The 16091-nt window shown below is 58.3% G+C and carries 14 protein-coding genes and 1 tRNA gene; 2 read left to right on the plus strand and 13 right to left on the minus strand.

Annotation, left to right across the window (positions count from 1 at the left end):
• From A0251_RS14090 to A0251_RS14140, 10 genes are all read right to left on the minus strand, one after another.
• The coding region (locus A0251_RS14090; RefSeq protein WP_197461945.1) for a hypothetical protein at positions 1–973 on the minus strand (973 nt) is incomplete at its 3' end.
• Between the two features lie 344 nt (positions 974–1317).
• A tRNA-Ser gene (locus A0251_RS14100) sits at positions 1318–1407 on the minus strand.
• A 103-nt stretch (positions 1408–1510) separates the two neighbouring features.
• The gene (gene csrA / locus A0251_RS14105; protein ID WP_062817490.1) at positions 1511–1699 is read right to left on the minus strand and encodes a carbon storage regulator CsrA; all 189 of its coding nucleotides are present in this window, start codon (positions 1697–1699) and stop codon (positions 1511–1513) included.
• A 211-nt stretch (positions 1700–1910) separates the two neighbouring features.
• The gene (locus A0251_RS14110) at positions 1911–3137 is read right to left on the minus strand and encodes an aspartate kinase (protein ID WP_062817491.1); all 1227 of its coding nucleotides are present in this window, start codon (positions 3135–3137) and stop codon (positions 1911–1913) included.
• A 93-nt stretch (positions 3138–3230) separates the two neighbouring features.
• The gene (gene alaS, locus A0251_RS14115; protein WP_062817492.1) at positions 3231–5831 is read right to left on the minus strand and encodes an alanine--tRNA ligase; all 2601 of its coding nucleotides are present in this window, start codon (positions 5829–5831) and stop codon (positions 3231–3233) included.
• 234 nt (positions 5832–6065) lie between these two features.
• Entirely contained in the window at positions 6066–6833 is a 768-nt protein-coding gene (locus A0251_RS14120) for a sulfite exporter TauE/SafE family protein (protein WP_062817493.1), read from the minus strand.
• 230 nt (positions 6834–7063) lie between these two features.
• Entirely contained in the window at positions 7064–7531 is a 468-nt protein-coding gene (locus A0251_RS14125) for a regulatory protein RecX (RefSeq protein WP_062817494.1), read from the minus strand.
• Positions 7524–8561, minus strand: a complete 1038-nt coding sequence (gene recA / locus A0251_RS14130; protein WP_062817495.1) for a recombinase RecA — start codon at positions 8559–8561, stop codon at positions 7524–7526. Before recA ends, A0251_RS14125 begins: the two co-directional genes overlap by 8 nt.
• 270 nt (positions 8562–8831) lie before the next feature.
• Positions 8832–9350 carry a CinA family protein gene (locus A0251_RS14135; protein ID WP_062817496.1) on the minus strand — a complete coding sequence of 173 codons (519 nt, stop codon included), beginning with the start codon at positions 9348–9350 and terminating at the stop codon, positions 8832–8834.
• Between the two features lie 69 nt (positions 9351–9419).
• On the minus strand, positions 9420–10772 hold the full coding sequence (locus A0251_RS14140; protein WP_062817497.1) for a wax ester/triacylglycerol synthase family O-acyltransferase: 1353 nt from the start codon (positions 10770–10772) through the stop codon (positions 9420–9422).
• 390 nt (positions 10773–11162) lie between these two features.
• On the opposite strand from A0251_RS14140, the gene rnk reads away from it, so the two are divergent.
• Together rnk and A0251_RS14150 are read left to right on the plus strand one after the other, a co-directional pair.
• The gene (gene rnk, locus A0251_RS14145) at positions 11163–11543 is read left to right on the plus strand and encodes a nucleoside diphosphate kinase regulator (RefSeq protein ID WP_082810909.1); all 381 of its coding nucleotides are present in this window, start codon (positions 11163–11165) and stop codon (positions 11541–11543) included.
• Positions 11544–11615: 72 nt separating this feature from the next.
• On the plus strand, positions 11616–12890 hold the full coding sequence (locus A0251_RS14150) for a bifunctional O-acetylhomoserine aminocarboxypropyltransferase/cysteine synthase (protein ID WP_062817498.1): 1275 nt from the start codon (positions 11616–11618) through the stop codon (positions 12888–12890).
• 164 nt (positions 12891–13054) lie between these two features.
• Here A0251_RS14150 and A0251_RS14155 read toward each other — a convergent pair whose 3' ends face one another.
• The 3 genes from A0251_RS14155 to A0251_RS14165 form a co-directional block, all read right to left on the minus strand.
• Positions 13055–13528, minus strand: a complete 474-nt coding sequence (locus A0251_RS14155) for an NYN domain-containing protein (protein ID WP_062817499.1) — start codon at positions 13526–13528, stop codon at positions 13055–13057.
• 142 nt (positions 13529–13670) lie between these two features.
• Positions 13671–14507 (minus strand): alpha/beta hydrolase, encoded by an 837-nt coding sequence (locus A0251_RS14160; RefSeq protein WP_082810910.1) that lies wholly within the window; start codon positions 14505–14507, stop codon positions 13671–13673.
• Complete coding sequence (locus tag A0251_RS14165) at positions 14504–16003, minus strand: NAD(P)/FAD-dependent oxidoreductase (RefSeq protein ID WP_062817500.1); 1500 nt, start codon at positions 16001–16003, stop codon at positions 14504–14506. The genes A0251_RS14160 and A0251_RS14165 overlap by 4 nt, the downstream gene beginning before the upstream one ends.
• Positions 16004–16091: the final 88 nt, after the last annotated feature.

Genomic DNA, 16091 nt, shown 5'->3' on the forward strand with positions numbered 1-16091 from the left:
AGTCATCACCCGCTTCGGCGGAAAGATTACCTAGATCGTGCAAGTCAGTTGGCCGGTTATCCATGTAAATCAAGGTTGTGGCTGATTCGGCAAAAACCAACACATCCCACTTTTCGCCATTTTCTTCGCCAACGCCTTCATAAACCAAGGTAAACTCATCGGGATTGTTTTCGAACTTCAGGCTTTTAGCCGTTGCGGTATACCCTTCCGTGGTATTTTCCTCCGGCGTACCTACCTGATTGTACCAACCTCCCTCTTGGGCGTTTGTGAAGCTAATTGTCTCGCCATCATTAAAAGTGACGTTCCGAATACCGGGATCTTCACCAACGACATACAAGCGCCAAACCCCAGTGCCTGACAGAAGCAAATCTTCCATCTGACTATCAAGGTGCTCTTTCGCCGCATCTGCTGTAACCGGAGCTGAATCACCCTCGACAAGCGCCGCCTGAACCCCTGTCTCTGTATCACTTACAAAGTCATTAACCGGCTGGTCGAAATCAACATTAGCCGCCTTGTCAGCAGTCTCTTCCGTTTCGTCAGGAATCTGGATGCCATTGCTGGCATCGCCATCGCTGTCCAAGGATTGCAAAAGAATGGCGATATTCAGACCAAGATCACCACTATCCGCAGTTGATACTTTGTCAAAATCATTGATGGTCACTTTGCCTGTAGCAGGCACAGAAGGAAGATCAACGCCTCTAACCGAGAAAGTCACAGTATCGCCACTTTCAAAATCGAAGAACCCGTTTTCATCTGTGAAACCGGTGGTTCCAGACGGAGAAGCAGTGTAAGCGATATTGGCCACAGCAGAATCCACGAACTGCCCAGAGCGAACCTCCCCGCTTCCTCCGGCATCACCGCCATCGCCACCATCATTGTTGGTTCCTCCACCAGAGGAGCTTCCGCCTCCTCCGCAAGCATATAGAGCAGCCGTTCCACAAATCAGAGCCAAAGCTTTCAACTTAGTATTCATTTCAGTCCCTTAGTATTAGCAAAACCACAATCCCGCCACCTTCCGTGAACAGGCTCACACATTCTGCCGGGCCAAAGTCACATATTCAAATTGGATATACCGGGGTTCTGAAACGTCATAGACAGATTAGAGATGCGCAGAAAAGGCTTTGAACGTTACAGCAATAGGCGAGGACGAGAGAATGCAAGGAGGGCCGTTACAGGCCATTTTGGTGGCTTTAAGGGGGCCTTCAGCTTCTGCCCTACCCCATCAATCCTGCCACGCTCATTTTGCTACAAAGTTTTGCTACAAAACGCCCAACAAAAAGCCCCGTAACTCATTGAATTACGGGGCTTTTCTTTATATGGCGGAGAGGGCGGGATTCGAACCCGCGATACGGTAACCCGTATGGTTCCTTAGCAGGGAACTGGTTTCAGCCACTCACCCACCTCTCCGGAATGCGGTCATATTGTCAGTCTGGAATCTGGGATCTTGCCGGCCTGTTTCCAAACTCGCCGCGCATCATAACGATTTTGCGGAGAAAATACAGCCCAAAAATCAGGCAGACTCACCGTCTGGTGATTTTTCGTGCTGTATACGCTGGTAGATTTCTTCCCGATGCACGGCAACCTCTTTCGGCGCGTTCACACCGATGCGAACCTGGTTACCTTTTACACCCAGAACAGTCACGGTGACTTCATCACCTACCATCAGGGTCTCACCAACTCGACGCGTAAGAATTAACATAATGATCCCTCCTGGGGTCCTTCAATTTCCGTGAGCGCATGCCGTACCCGGGGCTCGCGGGTTGTCGTCCGTGACGACTCCTTGGTGCGGGACCATTTACCCACCCCTGGTACGGGGGCGGTAGTATGCCTGAAGCGTTTTCGTAAGTCTCGCCGTGAAGGGGGGCGAGACCAACCGGTCGTCGCCCCGTACCTACCTGGCAGTATGTGGCTTAGTTGGCAGGCTGATCCAGCTCGAACGCGGAGTGCAGAGCACGCACCGCCAGCTCCAGATATTTCTCGGCCATGACCACCGATACCTTGATTTCCGAGGTGGAGATCATCTCGATGTTGACCCCTTCCTTGGCCAGGGTTTCAAACATCTTGGATGCCACGCCGGCGTGGGAACGCATGCCCACACCCACCAGGGACACCTTGGCGATCTTGTCGTCACCAATGATTTCCGGGTTACCCAGCTCCTCGGAAGCCTTGCGCAGGGCTTCCTGGGCACGGGCAAAGTCGTTGCGGTGCACCGTAAAGGTAAAGTCGGCGGCGCCGTCCTTGCCCACGTTCTGCACGATCATGTCTACTTCGATGTTCTCTGCACTCACCGGGCCGAGGATCTTGTAGGCAATGCCCGGAGTATCCGGGGCGCCACGCACGATGATTTTGGCTTCATCACGGGTAAAGGCAATTCCGGAGATTACCGGCTTTTCCATATCAACCTCGTCGTCGACGGTAATGAGAGTTCCAGGACCATCCTGGAAACTGGACAAGACACGCAGCGGCACATTGTACTTGCCGGCGAATTCCACGGAGCGGATCTGCAGGACCTTGGAGCCCTGGCTGGCCATTTCCAGCATTTCCTCGAAGGTAATGCTGTCCAGGCGACGGGCGTTATCCACCACACGGGGATCGGTCGTGTAGACGCCATCCACATCGGTGTAGATCTGACACTCGTCGGCCTTCAGGGCCGCGGCCAGCGCCACGGCGGTGGTGTCGGAACCACCACGGCCGAGGGTGGTAATGTTGCCGTCCGCATCAACACCCTGGAAACCGGCCACGACCACCACGCTGCCGCCATTCAGATCGGCGCGCACTTTCTTGTCGTCAATCTCTTCAATACGGGCCTTGGAGTAGACACTGTCGGTGCGCAGGGGAATCTGGCTACCCGTGTAGGAGCGGGCATTGATACCCAGCTTCTGCAGCGCCATGGACAGCAGGGCAATAGTGACCTGCTCGCCGGTGGAAACCAGCACATCCATTTCACGCGGTGAAGGGTTATCGCTGACGCCTTTGGCCAGCTCGATCAGGCGATTGGTTTCGCCGCTCATGGCGGAAACCACCACGACCACCTGGTCGCCCCGTTTATGGAAACCTGCCACCTTCTCGGCGACGGCTTGAATGCGTTCGACCGTACCCACTGAGGTACCGCCGTATTTCTGCACTATAAGGGCCATAAAGTCGCTTTATCTGCAAAAAAGAGCGCGTAACCTTAGCAGAAACGCGCTCGGATTTCATGTTGAGGGCTGAGTCGCGGTCTTGACCGCAGCTTACGCCCCCTGCTCAGACACCCAGTTTTTCACGCTTTCCAGGGCCGCCGGCAAGGCGGCGGGATTGTTGCCCCCGCCCTGGGCCATGTCCGGGCGGCCACCGCCGCGACCGTCCACCTGCTCGGCCACATGCTTGAGCAGATCACCGGCCTTGAACCGGTCGGTGAGATCCTTGGTGACACCCGCCACCAGAGCCACTTTATCGCCATCCACGGCAGACAGCAGGATAATCGCCGAGCCCAGTTTGTCTTTCAGCTTGTCCATGGTGACCCGCAGGGTCTTTCCATCGGCACCGTCCAGCTGGGTCGCCAATACCTTCACACCGGCGATTTCCTGCACCTCATCGGTGAGGTCGCTGCCGGCGCCACTGGCCAGCTTCTGCTTGAGACGCTCGATTTCCTTTTCCAGCTCGCGCACTTTCTGCGCCTGGTTGCGCACCCGCTCGGCGGCGTTGTCCGGTGTGCTTTTCACCGTGGCCGCGATCTCACTGAGCGCCCGCTCCTGCTGACGCATCACGCTCAGGGCATGCTCACCGGTAACCGCTTCGATACGGCGCACACCGGCAGCGGCGGACGCTTCCAGGGTAATCCGGAACAGGCCGATATCGCCGGTACGACTCACGTGGGTGCCGCCACACAGCTCCTTGGAGAAACCGTCGCTGCCCATGCTGAGCACGCGCACCTGATCATCATATTTCTCACCGAACAGGGCCATGGCACCGGCTTCCCGGGCGGCATCAATATCCATCAATTCGGTGGTCACCGGGGTGTTGGCCAGAATCTGGCGGTTCACCAGAATCTCGATCTGTTCGCGCTGGGCGTCACTGACAGCTTCGCCATGGGAAAAGTCAAAGCGCAGATAGTCAGCAGCCACCAGGGAGCCCTTCTGCTGCACATGCTCCCCCAATACTTCACGCAAAGCGGCGTGCATCAGGTGAGTGGCAGAGTGATTGCGCATGATGGCGCGACGACGCTCCACATCCACGTAGGCAGACACTTTGTCGCCCACCTTCAGGCTGCCGCTTTCCACCTTGCCCAGATGCACATGGGCCGCCTGACGCTTCTTGGTATCGGACACCGCGAAACGGTTGTCGCCCTGCACCAGGAAACCACTGTCGCCCACCTGGCCGCCAGACTCCGCATAAAACGGCGTGCTGGCCAGCACCACCATGCCTTCTTCACCCGCCTGCAAGGCATCGACTGCTTCGCCGTCCTTGAACAGGCCAACGATCGCGTCGTCATCCGCCAGTTTCTCGTAGCCGGAAAACGCGGTCACCGCCTCGATGTTGAGTCGGTCGCTGTAATCATTGGCAAAGCTGCCGGCACCACGGGCCCGCTCACGCTGGGCTTCCATGGCTTTTTCAAAGCCATCCATGTCCACGGTCAAGTCACGCTCGCGGGCCACGTCGGCGGTGAGATCCGGCGGGAAGCCATGGGTGTCATAGAGGGTAAACAGCACCTGGCCGGGCAGTTCTTTGCCGTCCAGCTCGCCGATAGCCGCTTCCAGTACCTTCATGCCGGCGGCCAGGGTGCGACCGAACTGCTCTTCTTCCGACAGCAGCGCCTTCTCGATACGAGCCTGTTCGCGGACCAGCTCCGGGTAGGCCTCGCCCATCTGTTCGACCAATGCGCCCACCAGGGTGGAAAAGAACGGTTTGTCCTGGCCCAGCTTGTGGCCATGACGCAGGGCACGACGGATGATGCGGCGTAGCACATAGCCACGACCTTCGTTGGACGGAATGACCCCATCGCAGATCAGGAAGCTGGCCGAACGGATATGGTCAGCGATCACCCGCAGGGATTTCTCTTCCATATCCTGGCAGCCAGTGGCCTTTGCCGCCGCCTGCAGCAGGGCCTGGAACAGATCGATCTCGTAATTGGAATGCACACCCTGCAGCACCGCGGCGATGCGCTCCAGGCCCATGCCGGTATCCACGCTGGGCTTGGGCAGGGGTTTCAGCTCACCGTCTTCCTGACGGTCGTACTGCATGAACACCAGATTCCAGATTTCGATGTAACGATCCAGATCGTCATTCTCGGAACCCGGCGGGCCACCGGGCACATCCGCCCCGTGGTCATAGAAAATTTCCGAGCACGGACCGCACGGACCGGTGTCGCCCATCTGCCAGAAGTTGTCTTCGTCCAGACGCGAGAAGCGCTCGGCGCTGACGCCCATTTCCTTCAGCCAGATATCCGCCGCCTCATCGTCGGACACATGCACGGTGACCCAAAGACGGTCTTCCGGCAGGCCCAGGGTGCCGGTGAGGAATTCCCAGGCGAACTTGATGGCTTCGCGCTTGAAGTAGTCGCCGAAACTGAAGTTGCCCAGCATCTCGAAGAAGGTGTGATGCCGCGCCGTGTAACCCACGTTCTCCAGATCGTTGTGCTTGCCCCCGGCGCGGACACAGCGCTGGGAACTGGTGGCACGGGTGTAATCCCGGGACTCACGGCCCAGAAAGACATCCTTGAACTGGTTCATCCCCGCGTTGGTGAACAGCAGCGTGGGGTCGTTATGGGGCACCAGCGACGAGGACGGCACCTTGGCGTGCCCCTGGCTGGCGAAGTAGTCCAGGAAGGCCTGGCGTAGTTCAGCACTCTTCATAGGAGAAACATTATCGGCTGGCTGTCAGAGAGCGCCGAGTATACCGCCCTCAAGGCCCGGTTGCGATGGGAAGAAGACAGGAGCGAGTGACGAGTTTCGAGTAACGACGCGGGCCAGGATTGAGCAGGCCCGAAACGACCTCTTCGCGCACAACTGTCCGTGAATCGCGGCGAGACACAACCCCATACAACCAGAGCCAACTCGCGTCGCAACTCGGTACTCGTCACTCGCCTCTCAGCCCTGGATCGCCGCCGCCAGGCACACCGCCAGCACCATCACCAGCAGAATCCGCTTGAGCACTGTCGGGGATACCCGGTGGGCGAAGCCTACGCCCAGGCGCACGCCCAGCAAGGTGCCGGCCGCCACCAGCAGGCCGGGCAGCCAGGCCACCTGGTCCCGGGCCACAAAAATGCCCAGCGCCAGCACGGTGAAACTGCCGGTGATGGCCAGCTTGAGCGCGTTGCCGCGCAGCAGGTCATAACGCAGCTGCCCCACCAGAACGGCAATCAACACAAACCCTACCCCTGCCTGCACAAAGCCCCCATAGGCACCACAGAAGAACAAGCCGAGCCAGCCGGCTACAGAGTCGTTGGGTTGCAGTGGCACCTCATTCTCAGCCGGTGACATCTGGTTGGGTTTGAACACCATGATCAGGGCCACCACCACCAGGGTAGACAGCAATACCGGTTTGAGGATGCTCTCCGGCAAATAGGACGCTGCCAGCGTGCCGACCAGGGTACCCAGCAGACAGGGCACCAGAATGGCCGGCAGCGGTTTGAACGGCATGGTGCCGCGCTTGTTGAACTGCCGCACCGCCTCGACGCTCTGTATCAGCACCCCCACCCGCATGGTGCCGTTGGCCAATGCCGCACTCATGCCACTGAGCATCAGCAACGGCAGTATCAACAAGCCACCGCCCCCGGCCAGGGTATTGATAAACCCGGCCAATACACCGGCACCCAGCATGGCCGCCGCCAGCCAGGGATCAGACAGGTATTCCATGGGAGATCTCACACAAGACGCAAAAGCGAAGGATACGCCTTGAACCGAATTCAAACCAAGCGGCAAATTACCGAGGGATCCGCTTCTTCACACAAACCAGCCCCGTTGGAGCTTTGCTCGCAAAGCGAAGACTTCAGCAGGCACCGGGATTCATTCTCCCCTTCGCCTTGCGAGCAAGGCTCCAACGAAGTAAGGAATGCAGTGATGGGGAACACGAAGTGAAGGACGTACTACAGCTCATCCTCCGGTGAACACTCCAGTGCAGCAAAACTCTGTTCGGCGTCGAAACCCCGCTGTTGCAGGAAACGCAGCTGGCGGGCTTTCTCTTTCTGGTCCTTGCCCGGGTACTGACGAAAGCGCCGGGCCCGCACCTCCCGGGCCAGGGCAAACCAGTCCACCTCTGCCGCCTCCAGAGCCTGGGCGATCAGTTCATTGTCCACGCCCTTGAGTTGCAGCTCCTGACGGATTCGCAGGGCGCCCTGCCCCCGCTCGATCCTGGAACGCACAAAAAAACCGGCAAAGCGCCGGTCGTCGATAAAGCCATGTTCTTCACACCAGGCCATCACTGTGTTCAACGCCGGATGCTCACCCACCTTTTGACGCAGCTTGGTCTCCAGCTCGCGGCGGGCGTGATCCCGACGCGCCAGCAGGCCCACGGCCCGCTGGCGCAATTCGGATTCAGTGAGCGGTTCACTCATTACCGACTTCAGCTTCCTCTTCCTTGGTAGCCGGCGCCTCAGTGGGATCCGGCAGCAAGCGCGCACGGATTTCCTGCTCGATTTCCTCGGCAATGGCCGGATTCTCCCGCAGGAAGTCACAGGCATTCTGTTTGCCCTGACCGATCTTGTCGCCCTTGTAGGCGTACCAGGCACCGGACTTGTCTACCAGGCCCTGTTGTACGCCCAGGTCCAGCACTTCACCCAGCTGGTTGATCCCCTGGCCGTAGAGAATCTGGAATTCCGCCTGACGGAACGGCGGCGATACCTTGTTCTTCACCACCTTGACCCGGGTTTCGTTACCGGTGACTTCATCACCCTGTTTCACTGCCCCGATGCGACGAATGTCCAGGCGCACGGAGGAGTAGAACTTGAGGGCGTTACCGCCGGTGGTGGTTTCCGGGTTACCGAACATCACACCGATCTTCATGCGGATCTGGTTGATGAACACCACCAGGGTGTTGGCATTTTTCACGTTACCGGTGATCTTGCGCAGGGCCTGACTCATCAGGCGGGCCTGCAGGCCCACGTGGGCATCGCCCATTTCACCTTCGATTTCCGCCTTGGGCACCAGGGCCGCCACGGAATCCACGATCACCACGTCCACGGCGCCGGAACGTACCAGCATGTCGGTGATTTCCAGCGCCTGCTCGCCGGTGTCGGGCTGGGACACGATCAGGTCATCCACGTTGACACCCAGTTTCTCCGCGTAGTCCGGGTCCAGCGCGTGCTCCGCATCCACGAAGGCACAGGTGGCGCCTTTTTTCTGCGCCTGGGCAATCACGCTGAGGGTCAGGGTAGTTTTACCGGAGGATTCCGGCCCGTAGATTTCCACGATACGCCCTTTCGGCAGACCGCCAATTCCCAGAGCGATGTCCAGTCCCAGAGAGCCGGTGGAAATGGACGGCATGCGCTCGCGCTTGCGATCGCCCATGCGCATGACGGAACCCTTGCCGAATTGACGCTCGATCTGTGACAGCGCCGCAGACAGCGCCTTACCTTTATCGCTCATGTGACCCCTCTCCGTTAACTGGTGCGTCATTCATTGACGGCGACCGTATTGTGCCTTGCCGTATCTGGCCTTTTAGCCAGCACTGACAATATGGACAGTATTATGAACAGCTATTGCGGCTCATTGCAACCCCGGCAACCGGGACCGCTTGCAGGCTGATGCGTTGTTGCCATCATCAGTGCGGTAAATCGTTGATTTTCCATGCCCATGGCCTTGTCTGAAGCATCGTCGATGCCCGGCAAGGGAGGCGTGAAAGGTGTCACCCGGCGCTTAAGGCCCGGTGAATGATGACGATTGTGGCGACTTCAGGCGCGCATTCAAGCCCCTAATGGCTTCCACAATCGTCTGCTGACGGACGGCATCCCGGTCACCGGAAAAATGAAAACACTGCGCCTCGGCCTGCCCATTGCGGTGCCCCCAGGCAATCCAAACCGTCCCCACGGGCTTGTCAGGAGAGCCGCCCTCCGGACCGGCGATGCCGGTGACGGCCATGCTTACCTGTCCACGGGAATGCCGTACCGCACCCAGCGCCATCTCCAGTGCAGTGTCTTCACTGACCGCGCCGGTGCGCTCCAGGGTGGCGCTCTGCACCCCGAGCATCTCCTGCTTGGCCTCATTGGAATAGGTCACGAAACCCCGCTCGAACCAGCGGGAAGACCCGGCAAGGGCAGTCAACGCCTGGGCAATGCCGCCCCCGGTGCAGGATTCCGCCGTAACGACCATGATCGATTGCTGGATCAGCTGCTCTGCCAGTTGCCGCACGGCCTGGGCGATGTCGTCGTGATGCACGGTGTCTCCGAATATAATCCTGCCAGCGAACCCGCAAGATACCACCGCCGACCCGTACCGCCCAAGGCGCTATTCCAGCTCGGCCAACGAGGCCTCGAAATAATCCAGGAAGCGCTGGATATGCGGCAGGGTGTCACGGCAGCCGATCACCCCGAACTCCAGACTGTCCTTGTAGCTGACCACGGTGATATTCAGCGCATACCCGTGCAGCACCAGGGATACCGGGTAAGAGGCCAGCAACTCCGCACCATTGAAGTACAGGGTTTCCTTGGGCCCGGGCACGTTGGATATCACCAGGTTGAACATGGGGCTGACTCGACCGGACAGGCCCGTCACCTGTCCCAGGGAGAGAGGCATGTTGGTCATCACCGTATAGGCGTCGATATCCGACTTCTGCATCTCTCCCAGCCGGGTCTTCACCGCCTGCATGGATTCCTGGATGGCGACCAGGCGGCCCAGCGGGCTGGCAATGTGGGTGGCCAAGCTTACCTGTACCGTGGTGATGGCATTGCCACCGCCTTCGGCCTGGTCCGCGCTGCGCAGGGACACCGGTACCTGGGCCACCAGCGGCTCGGCGGGCAAGGCATCCAGTGTTTCCAGGTAACGGCGCATGGCGCCACCACACATGGCCAGAAAAATATCGTTGACGGTGCCATTGTGTTTTTTTGCCGCGGCCTTGATGCGCGGCAGCGACCAGGACTGGGCGGCGAACCGGCGGGCACCGGTAACGCGACGATTGAGCACCGTCTTGGGGGCCCGGTAGATGGTTTTCACATTACTGTCTTTGGGCAGACGCAACAGATCCACCAGTTGCCCGGCACCCCGGCGCACACTGCCCGCCCCATCCAGCACCCCGGCCTTGGCAGCCACTGCCACGCTTTTCTTGCGGGGTTTCTTGCGCTTGTCCCATTCCCCGGACCAGGGCGCCGGCAGATTTTCATCGGCGCTACTGGCCATCCGCGACTGCATCAGGTGCATGCCGGCCATGCCGTCCACCATGGAATGGTGCATCTTGGTATAAAGGGCGAAGCGGTTGCCCTCCAGGCCTTCGATCAGATAGCTCTCCCACAGGGGACGCCCCGGATCCAGACGCTGAGCATGCAGCCGTGACACCAGCGCCAGCAACTCCCGCACCCGGCCAGGGCGCGGCAAAGCGGAGTGGCGTACGTGATAATCAATGTCAAAATTCTTGTCCTCCACCCAGGCCGCATCCAGCCGGCCCGGCAGCCGTGACTGGATCTTCTGGCTGAAGGGCCGGCACACCCCGTCCACCTCGACCATGAAGCGGTAAACGCTTTCCATGTAGTCGCTGGGGGCATCCTCCGGTATCGCAAACAGGGCCAAGCCGCCCACATGCATGGGGGTTTCCCGGGTTTCCATCATCAGCCAGCCGGAATCCATAATGGATAATTTTCGCGCCATCCCGATCTCCTTATTGTTATGGGCCACGGTCGATACTGGTGCCGTGACGATCAACTGCCAATAGCCAAATCATCCATATTCATGGCAAAACAGCATTATGAGATTCGTTGCGTTTGGTTATTTGGCATGGCCGTCAGCGCCCTGCCCTGTCCTCCCGACGCGCTGGTTCACAGCACGCTGGACAAAATAACCGGCTCTGCTAATCTCACTCCATGAATCTGGTTCGCCCTACTATTGCTGTTACTGACAGCTTCATGCCTTACTCCACTGCCGGCGCTTTCGCGCAGGTTGCGAGCACCCCTGCCTTTCTCTCCTGACGCCGAACACCCGATGACACACCGGGGTTCGGCGACCCGGCAAAACCACTGTTAACACCGTCAGGAGAACACCATGAACACACTACCCCCTATTACCGTCAGTACCACAGACCGTGACCGCCTGTTTGCCGTGCTGGATAACTTCAAGGGCGATTCGGACCAGATCGATTACCTTTACGACGAACTGGCCCGGGCCAATATTGTGGAGGCGAGCGCCATGCCAGAGGACGTGGTTACCCTCGGCAGCCGCCTGCGGTTTCGCAATGTTGCCACCGGCAGGGAGCACGAAAGAGTGCTGACCCTGCCCCACGAAACACAGACCGTCAGCGACGCCATTTCCATTCTGACCCCGGCCGGCGCGGCCCTGCTCGGCCTGAAGGTAGGTGACGAGATACGCTGGCCGCACCAGGGACATTTTTTGCGTTTACAGCTGCTGTCCGTAAGCCGGACATAACGCCGGATAACCGGGACTCAGTTTGATACGCTCTCACACTGACTCACTCATACAACAACACAAGGACTGCTCATGAAGATGGAAACCCTTGCCGTGCGTGCCGGCTTTCAGGTGGATCCCACCACCAAGGCAGTGGTGACACCGATCTACCAGACCACGTCCTATGCCTTCGACAATACCCAGCATGGGGCGGATCTGTTTGATCTGAAGGTACCCGGGAATATTTACACCCGCATCATGAACCCCACCAATGCGGTGCTGGAGGAACGGGTCGCGGCCATGGAAGGCGGCGTGGGCGCGCTGGCGGTGGCCTCCGGCATGGCAGCCATCGAATATGCGCTGGAAACCATCACCGAAGTGGGCGACAACATCGTCACCACCAGCAAACTCTATGGTGGCACCTACAACTTCTTTGCCCACAGCCTGCCGCGCCGGGGTATTGAAGCCCGCTTTGTCAGCCACGATGATTTTGATGCCCTGGCTGCCGCCATTGATGACAACACCAAGGCCGTCTTCTGTGAGTCCGTGGGCAACCCGGCCGGCAACATCGTCGACATCGCCCGCCTGGCCGAGGTGGCCCACCAGGCCGGAGTGCCGCTGATCGTCGACAATACCGTGGCCACGCCCTATCTGTGGCGGCCCATCGAACACGGTGCGGATATCGTGGTCCACTCGCTGACCAAATACATGGGCGGGCACGGCAACTCCGTGGCCGGGGTAATTGTGGATTCCGGGAAATTCCCCTGGACCAAACACAAGGCGCGTTTCCGGGTATTGAATGAGCCGGATCCGTCCTACCACGGTGTGGTCTATACCGAAGCCCTCGGTGAAGCCGCCTTCATCGGCCGTGCCCGAGTGGCACCATTACGCAACACCGGTGCGGCCCTGAGCCCCATGAATACCTTCCTGATCCTGCAGGGCATTGAAACCCTGCCGCTGCGCATGGACCGCCACTGTGAAAACGCCCAGAAGGTGGCCGAGTTCCTGCGTGACCACCCCCAGGTCAACTGGGTGAACTACGCCGGCCTGCCGGAAAGCCCGGACAATGCGCTGGCTCAGAAATACATGAACGGCCGCGCGTCCGGCATTCTCAGCTTCGGCATCGAGGGCGGCCAGGAAGCCGGGGCGCGATTCATCGACGCCCTGCAACTAATCCTGCGCCTGGTGAACATTGGCGATGCCCGCTCCCTGGCGTGCCACCCGGCCTCCACCACTCACCGGCAGCTGGATGACAAGGAACTGGCCAACGCCGGCGTCAGCCGCGAGATGGTGCGCCTGTCCATCGGTATCGAGCACATTGACGATATCCTGGCAGACATCAGCCAGGCCCTGGACGCCGCGCGCTAGAACGGGGGTATGGTAGGCAAGCTATCAAAACACCGTTGGAGCTTTGCTCGCAAAGCGAAGCGCTTGAAGAACAGCAACACCCCTTCGCTTTGCGAGCAAAGCTCCAACGGCTCTTCCTCGATACGTAAGACTCCTTACGCCCAGCCCGACGATCGGCCCAATTGCTACAACAGAAGATCATCCCCAATCGGGTGATACTCCGAGGCGCTATCAATCAGAGAACGCGCTGTCAGTGACGCAACCCCATAGACCTCCGTTCGAACGCCAGGATCAACGTTGATCCGCTCCAGCAGCACATCAAAATCGCCATCACCGGATAGCAACACCACGGTATCTACCTGCGGCGCCAGGGTCATCACATCCACGGCGATACCCACATCCCAGTCCCCTTTGCTGGAACCATCACTGCGCTGGATATAGGGCTTGAGCTTTACGGTAAAACCAATGTGTTTGAGTGCATCCTGGAATTTGGTCTGCCCGTCATCGCCGCGATGGGTGGCATAGGCCATGGCGCTGACAACCTCTCCCTGGTTACAGAGCTGTTCCCACAATGCGCGATAATTGAACTGTCGCCCAAAAGCCTGGCGAGTGGTGTAGTAAATATTTTGAACGTCGGCAAAAACGGCGATGCGGGACATAATGTCCCTCCAGATTTCTGTAGAGGCTTATTGGATAGTACACACTATTTTTGCCGTTGATCCGTTCTCGGCAAAGCTGCTACTCACGCCAATAACCTTAACACTTTTGAGCCGTCGCACACCGATAAGGAAAACGGAATCGTTATCCTGCTTGCTGCTCCTTGAAACCCAGCCACTCATGAATAGCGCTCTGAATCTGCGGAAAAAATTCGCCTCCGATGGTCCAGTGACAACAATCAGCAATCTCTATCAATGTAGCTTGCCCCCTGAATCGGTTAGCAATCTGACGCTGTATGCTGATTGGGGTAATGCGGTCAGCAGTTCCTCCGATAATCAGCACCGGGCACTGAATTCGTGAAAAATCCACATGGGCGGAAGAACGGGAGCGTAGCATTAGCCCCATAGAAATTTGCCAGGTCGCCATGCCCGATTCATAAGTACAGTTTCTGGCAATATGCTGTTGCAGGGCCGGACTTTGCGCATTGGCGATGCCATATCTGACCTGCGCTTCCGTCACTTCGGTGACGGCCTTCCATAGAGGAAACTGCCACAAGTTTCGGCCCAGGGTGCGAATGACTGATAAGCCGAGGCCATTGATGCCTGCCGGAGCGGCCGACGACAGCAGGACCAGCCTTTCGCAAGGCACCCGGGCAGCGGCCAGTTGTGCCAGAAGCGCCCCCATGGAATGGCCCACCAGAATCGGTGGGCGGGATTTCTGGCGAATTCGCTCGACGATATGATCCACGTAGTCTTCCAGCCGGGCCGAGGCCAATCGGGCCTTGCGATCATCGTCATAGGCCGATTTTTCATAGTGGTGCGGAAGACACAGGGACTCCACACCATACCCCATTGCCACGAAAGCATCGTGTAGCTCCCGCAGGGTCTCCGGCAGGCTCCACATGCCGTGCACCAGCACTACGTCCGGCTGCTGGGGGAGGCTGTCGCCCCCCGCCTCCGGATTCACATTTTCCGAATTCATCCTGCCACCTTTAACGCTGGTACGTGTTCATCATCTCGACCGGCCCGTGTATCAAACTGCAAAATATCGTCATCCACCGGTTCTTCCAGAAGGACCCGCTTGTCGTTGCCATAATGCATCGTCACTTTCCACGGGGCCTGCTTTCCCTGCCGTGGCATGATGTCTTTCGCTCGATTGATATAGCCGGGAGCAAAGCCGTCAAGCATTCCCTCATCGGTATGATTTCCATAGCGATCTACGGGGGTCGCCACGGTAAAGCCACTTTCTTCCATGTGATCGAAGAGGCGGCACAGGTATTGCCCGCCGATGTCACATTTCAGCGTCCAGGGCGCATTGGTATAACCAAAAATCCAGGCATAGTTGGGCACGTCCTGAACCAGGATGCTTTTGTAGGGCATTTTTTCCGGCAGAGGGACATGATTTCCGTCCACCGATAGTGTCAGCCCGCCCATCAGCTGCAAGTCCAGCCCCGTGGCGGTCACGATAATATCCGCCGCCAGGTGCTTGCCTGACTTCAGAACAATGCCTTTTTCATCAAACTGATCAATGTGATCGGTCACGATATCGGCTTTGCCCGAGCGGAGGCAGGCAAAGAAATCACCATCCGGTGCAGCACATAAACGCTGGTCCCAGGGCATGTAGCTGGGGCTGAAATGACGCTTGTCGATATTCGGCGCCTGCTTGTGCATATGCGATACCAGCAATTTTTTGGCGGGCCTTGGCCAGCGCTGACAGGCGAGATACAGCCCGCGTTGAAGCAGGATGTTACGACCACGGGCCAGGTTAAAGACCCATTTTCGTGGTAGCACCTTGTTCAAGGCCATGGACAGTTTGTCGGTGTCCGGCATTGCCATGATGTAACTGGGTGAACGCTGCAGCATGGTAACCTTTTCCGCTTTTTCCGCCATGGCCGGCACAACCGTAATGGCGGTAGCTCCACTACCGATCACCACCACTTTCTTGCCGTTGTAATCCAGCGATTCCGGCCAGTGCTGGGGGTGAACAATCTCTCCCTTGAAACGCTCCTGACCGGCAAAGTGCGGCTGATATCCCCGATCAAAGTTGTAGTAACCGGCGCAATTGACCATGAAGTCACAGGTAAAATGCCGGTCTTCACCGCTGGCTTCATGCAGTGTGGAAAGCTCCCATCGCTGATCGCGACTGGACCAGTCAGCATGATCGATTTTGAGACCGTACTTGACCTTGTCGTAGAGACCGAACTCCCTGGCGGTATCTGCCACGTAATCACGGATGTCCCCGCCTTTTGCCAACACCTTGTTGGAGTACCAGGGTTTGAAGTTGAAACCGAAGCTGGCCATATCGGAATCGGAGCGAATACCGGGGTAGCGAAACAGATCCCAGGTGCCACCGACTTTTTCACGGCGCTCGATAATGGCAATACGCTTATGGGGATATTCACGAGCGATGTGGCTGGCCGTACCAATGCCGGACAACCCCGCGCCAATGATGATGATGTCGTAGTGCTCGGGGGTCATGACGCCTCCTTGTTATCAATTCTATGCTGGTCACTGACTATTTCAGGATTGGTGAATTCGATATTGACGAATGGAGACTTTTTTTGAC

Origin of the sequence: Alcanivorax sp. NBRC 102024 (assembly GCF_001602235.1) — a bacterium.
Classification (GTDB): Bacteria; Pseudomonadota; Gammaproteobacteria; order Pseudomonadales; family Alcanivoracaceae; genus Alcanivorax.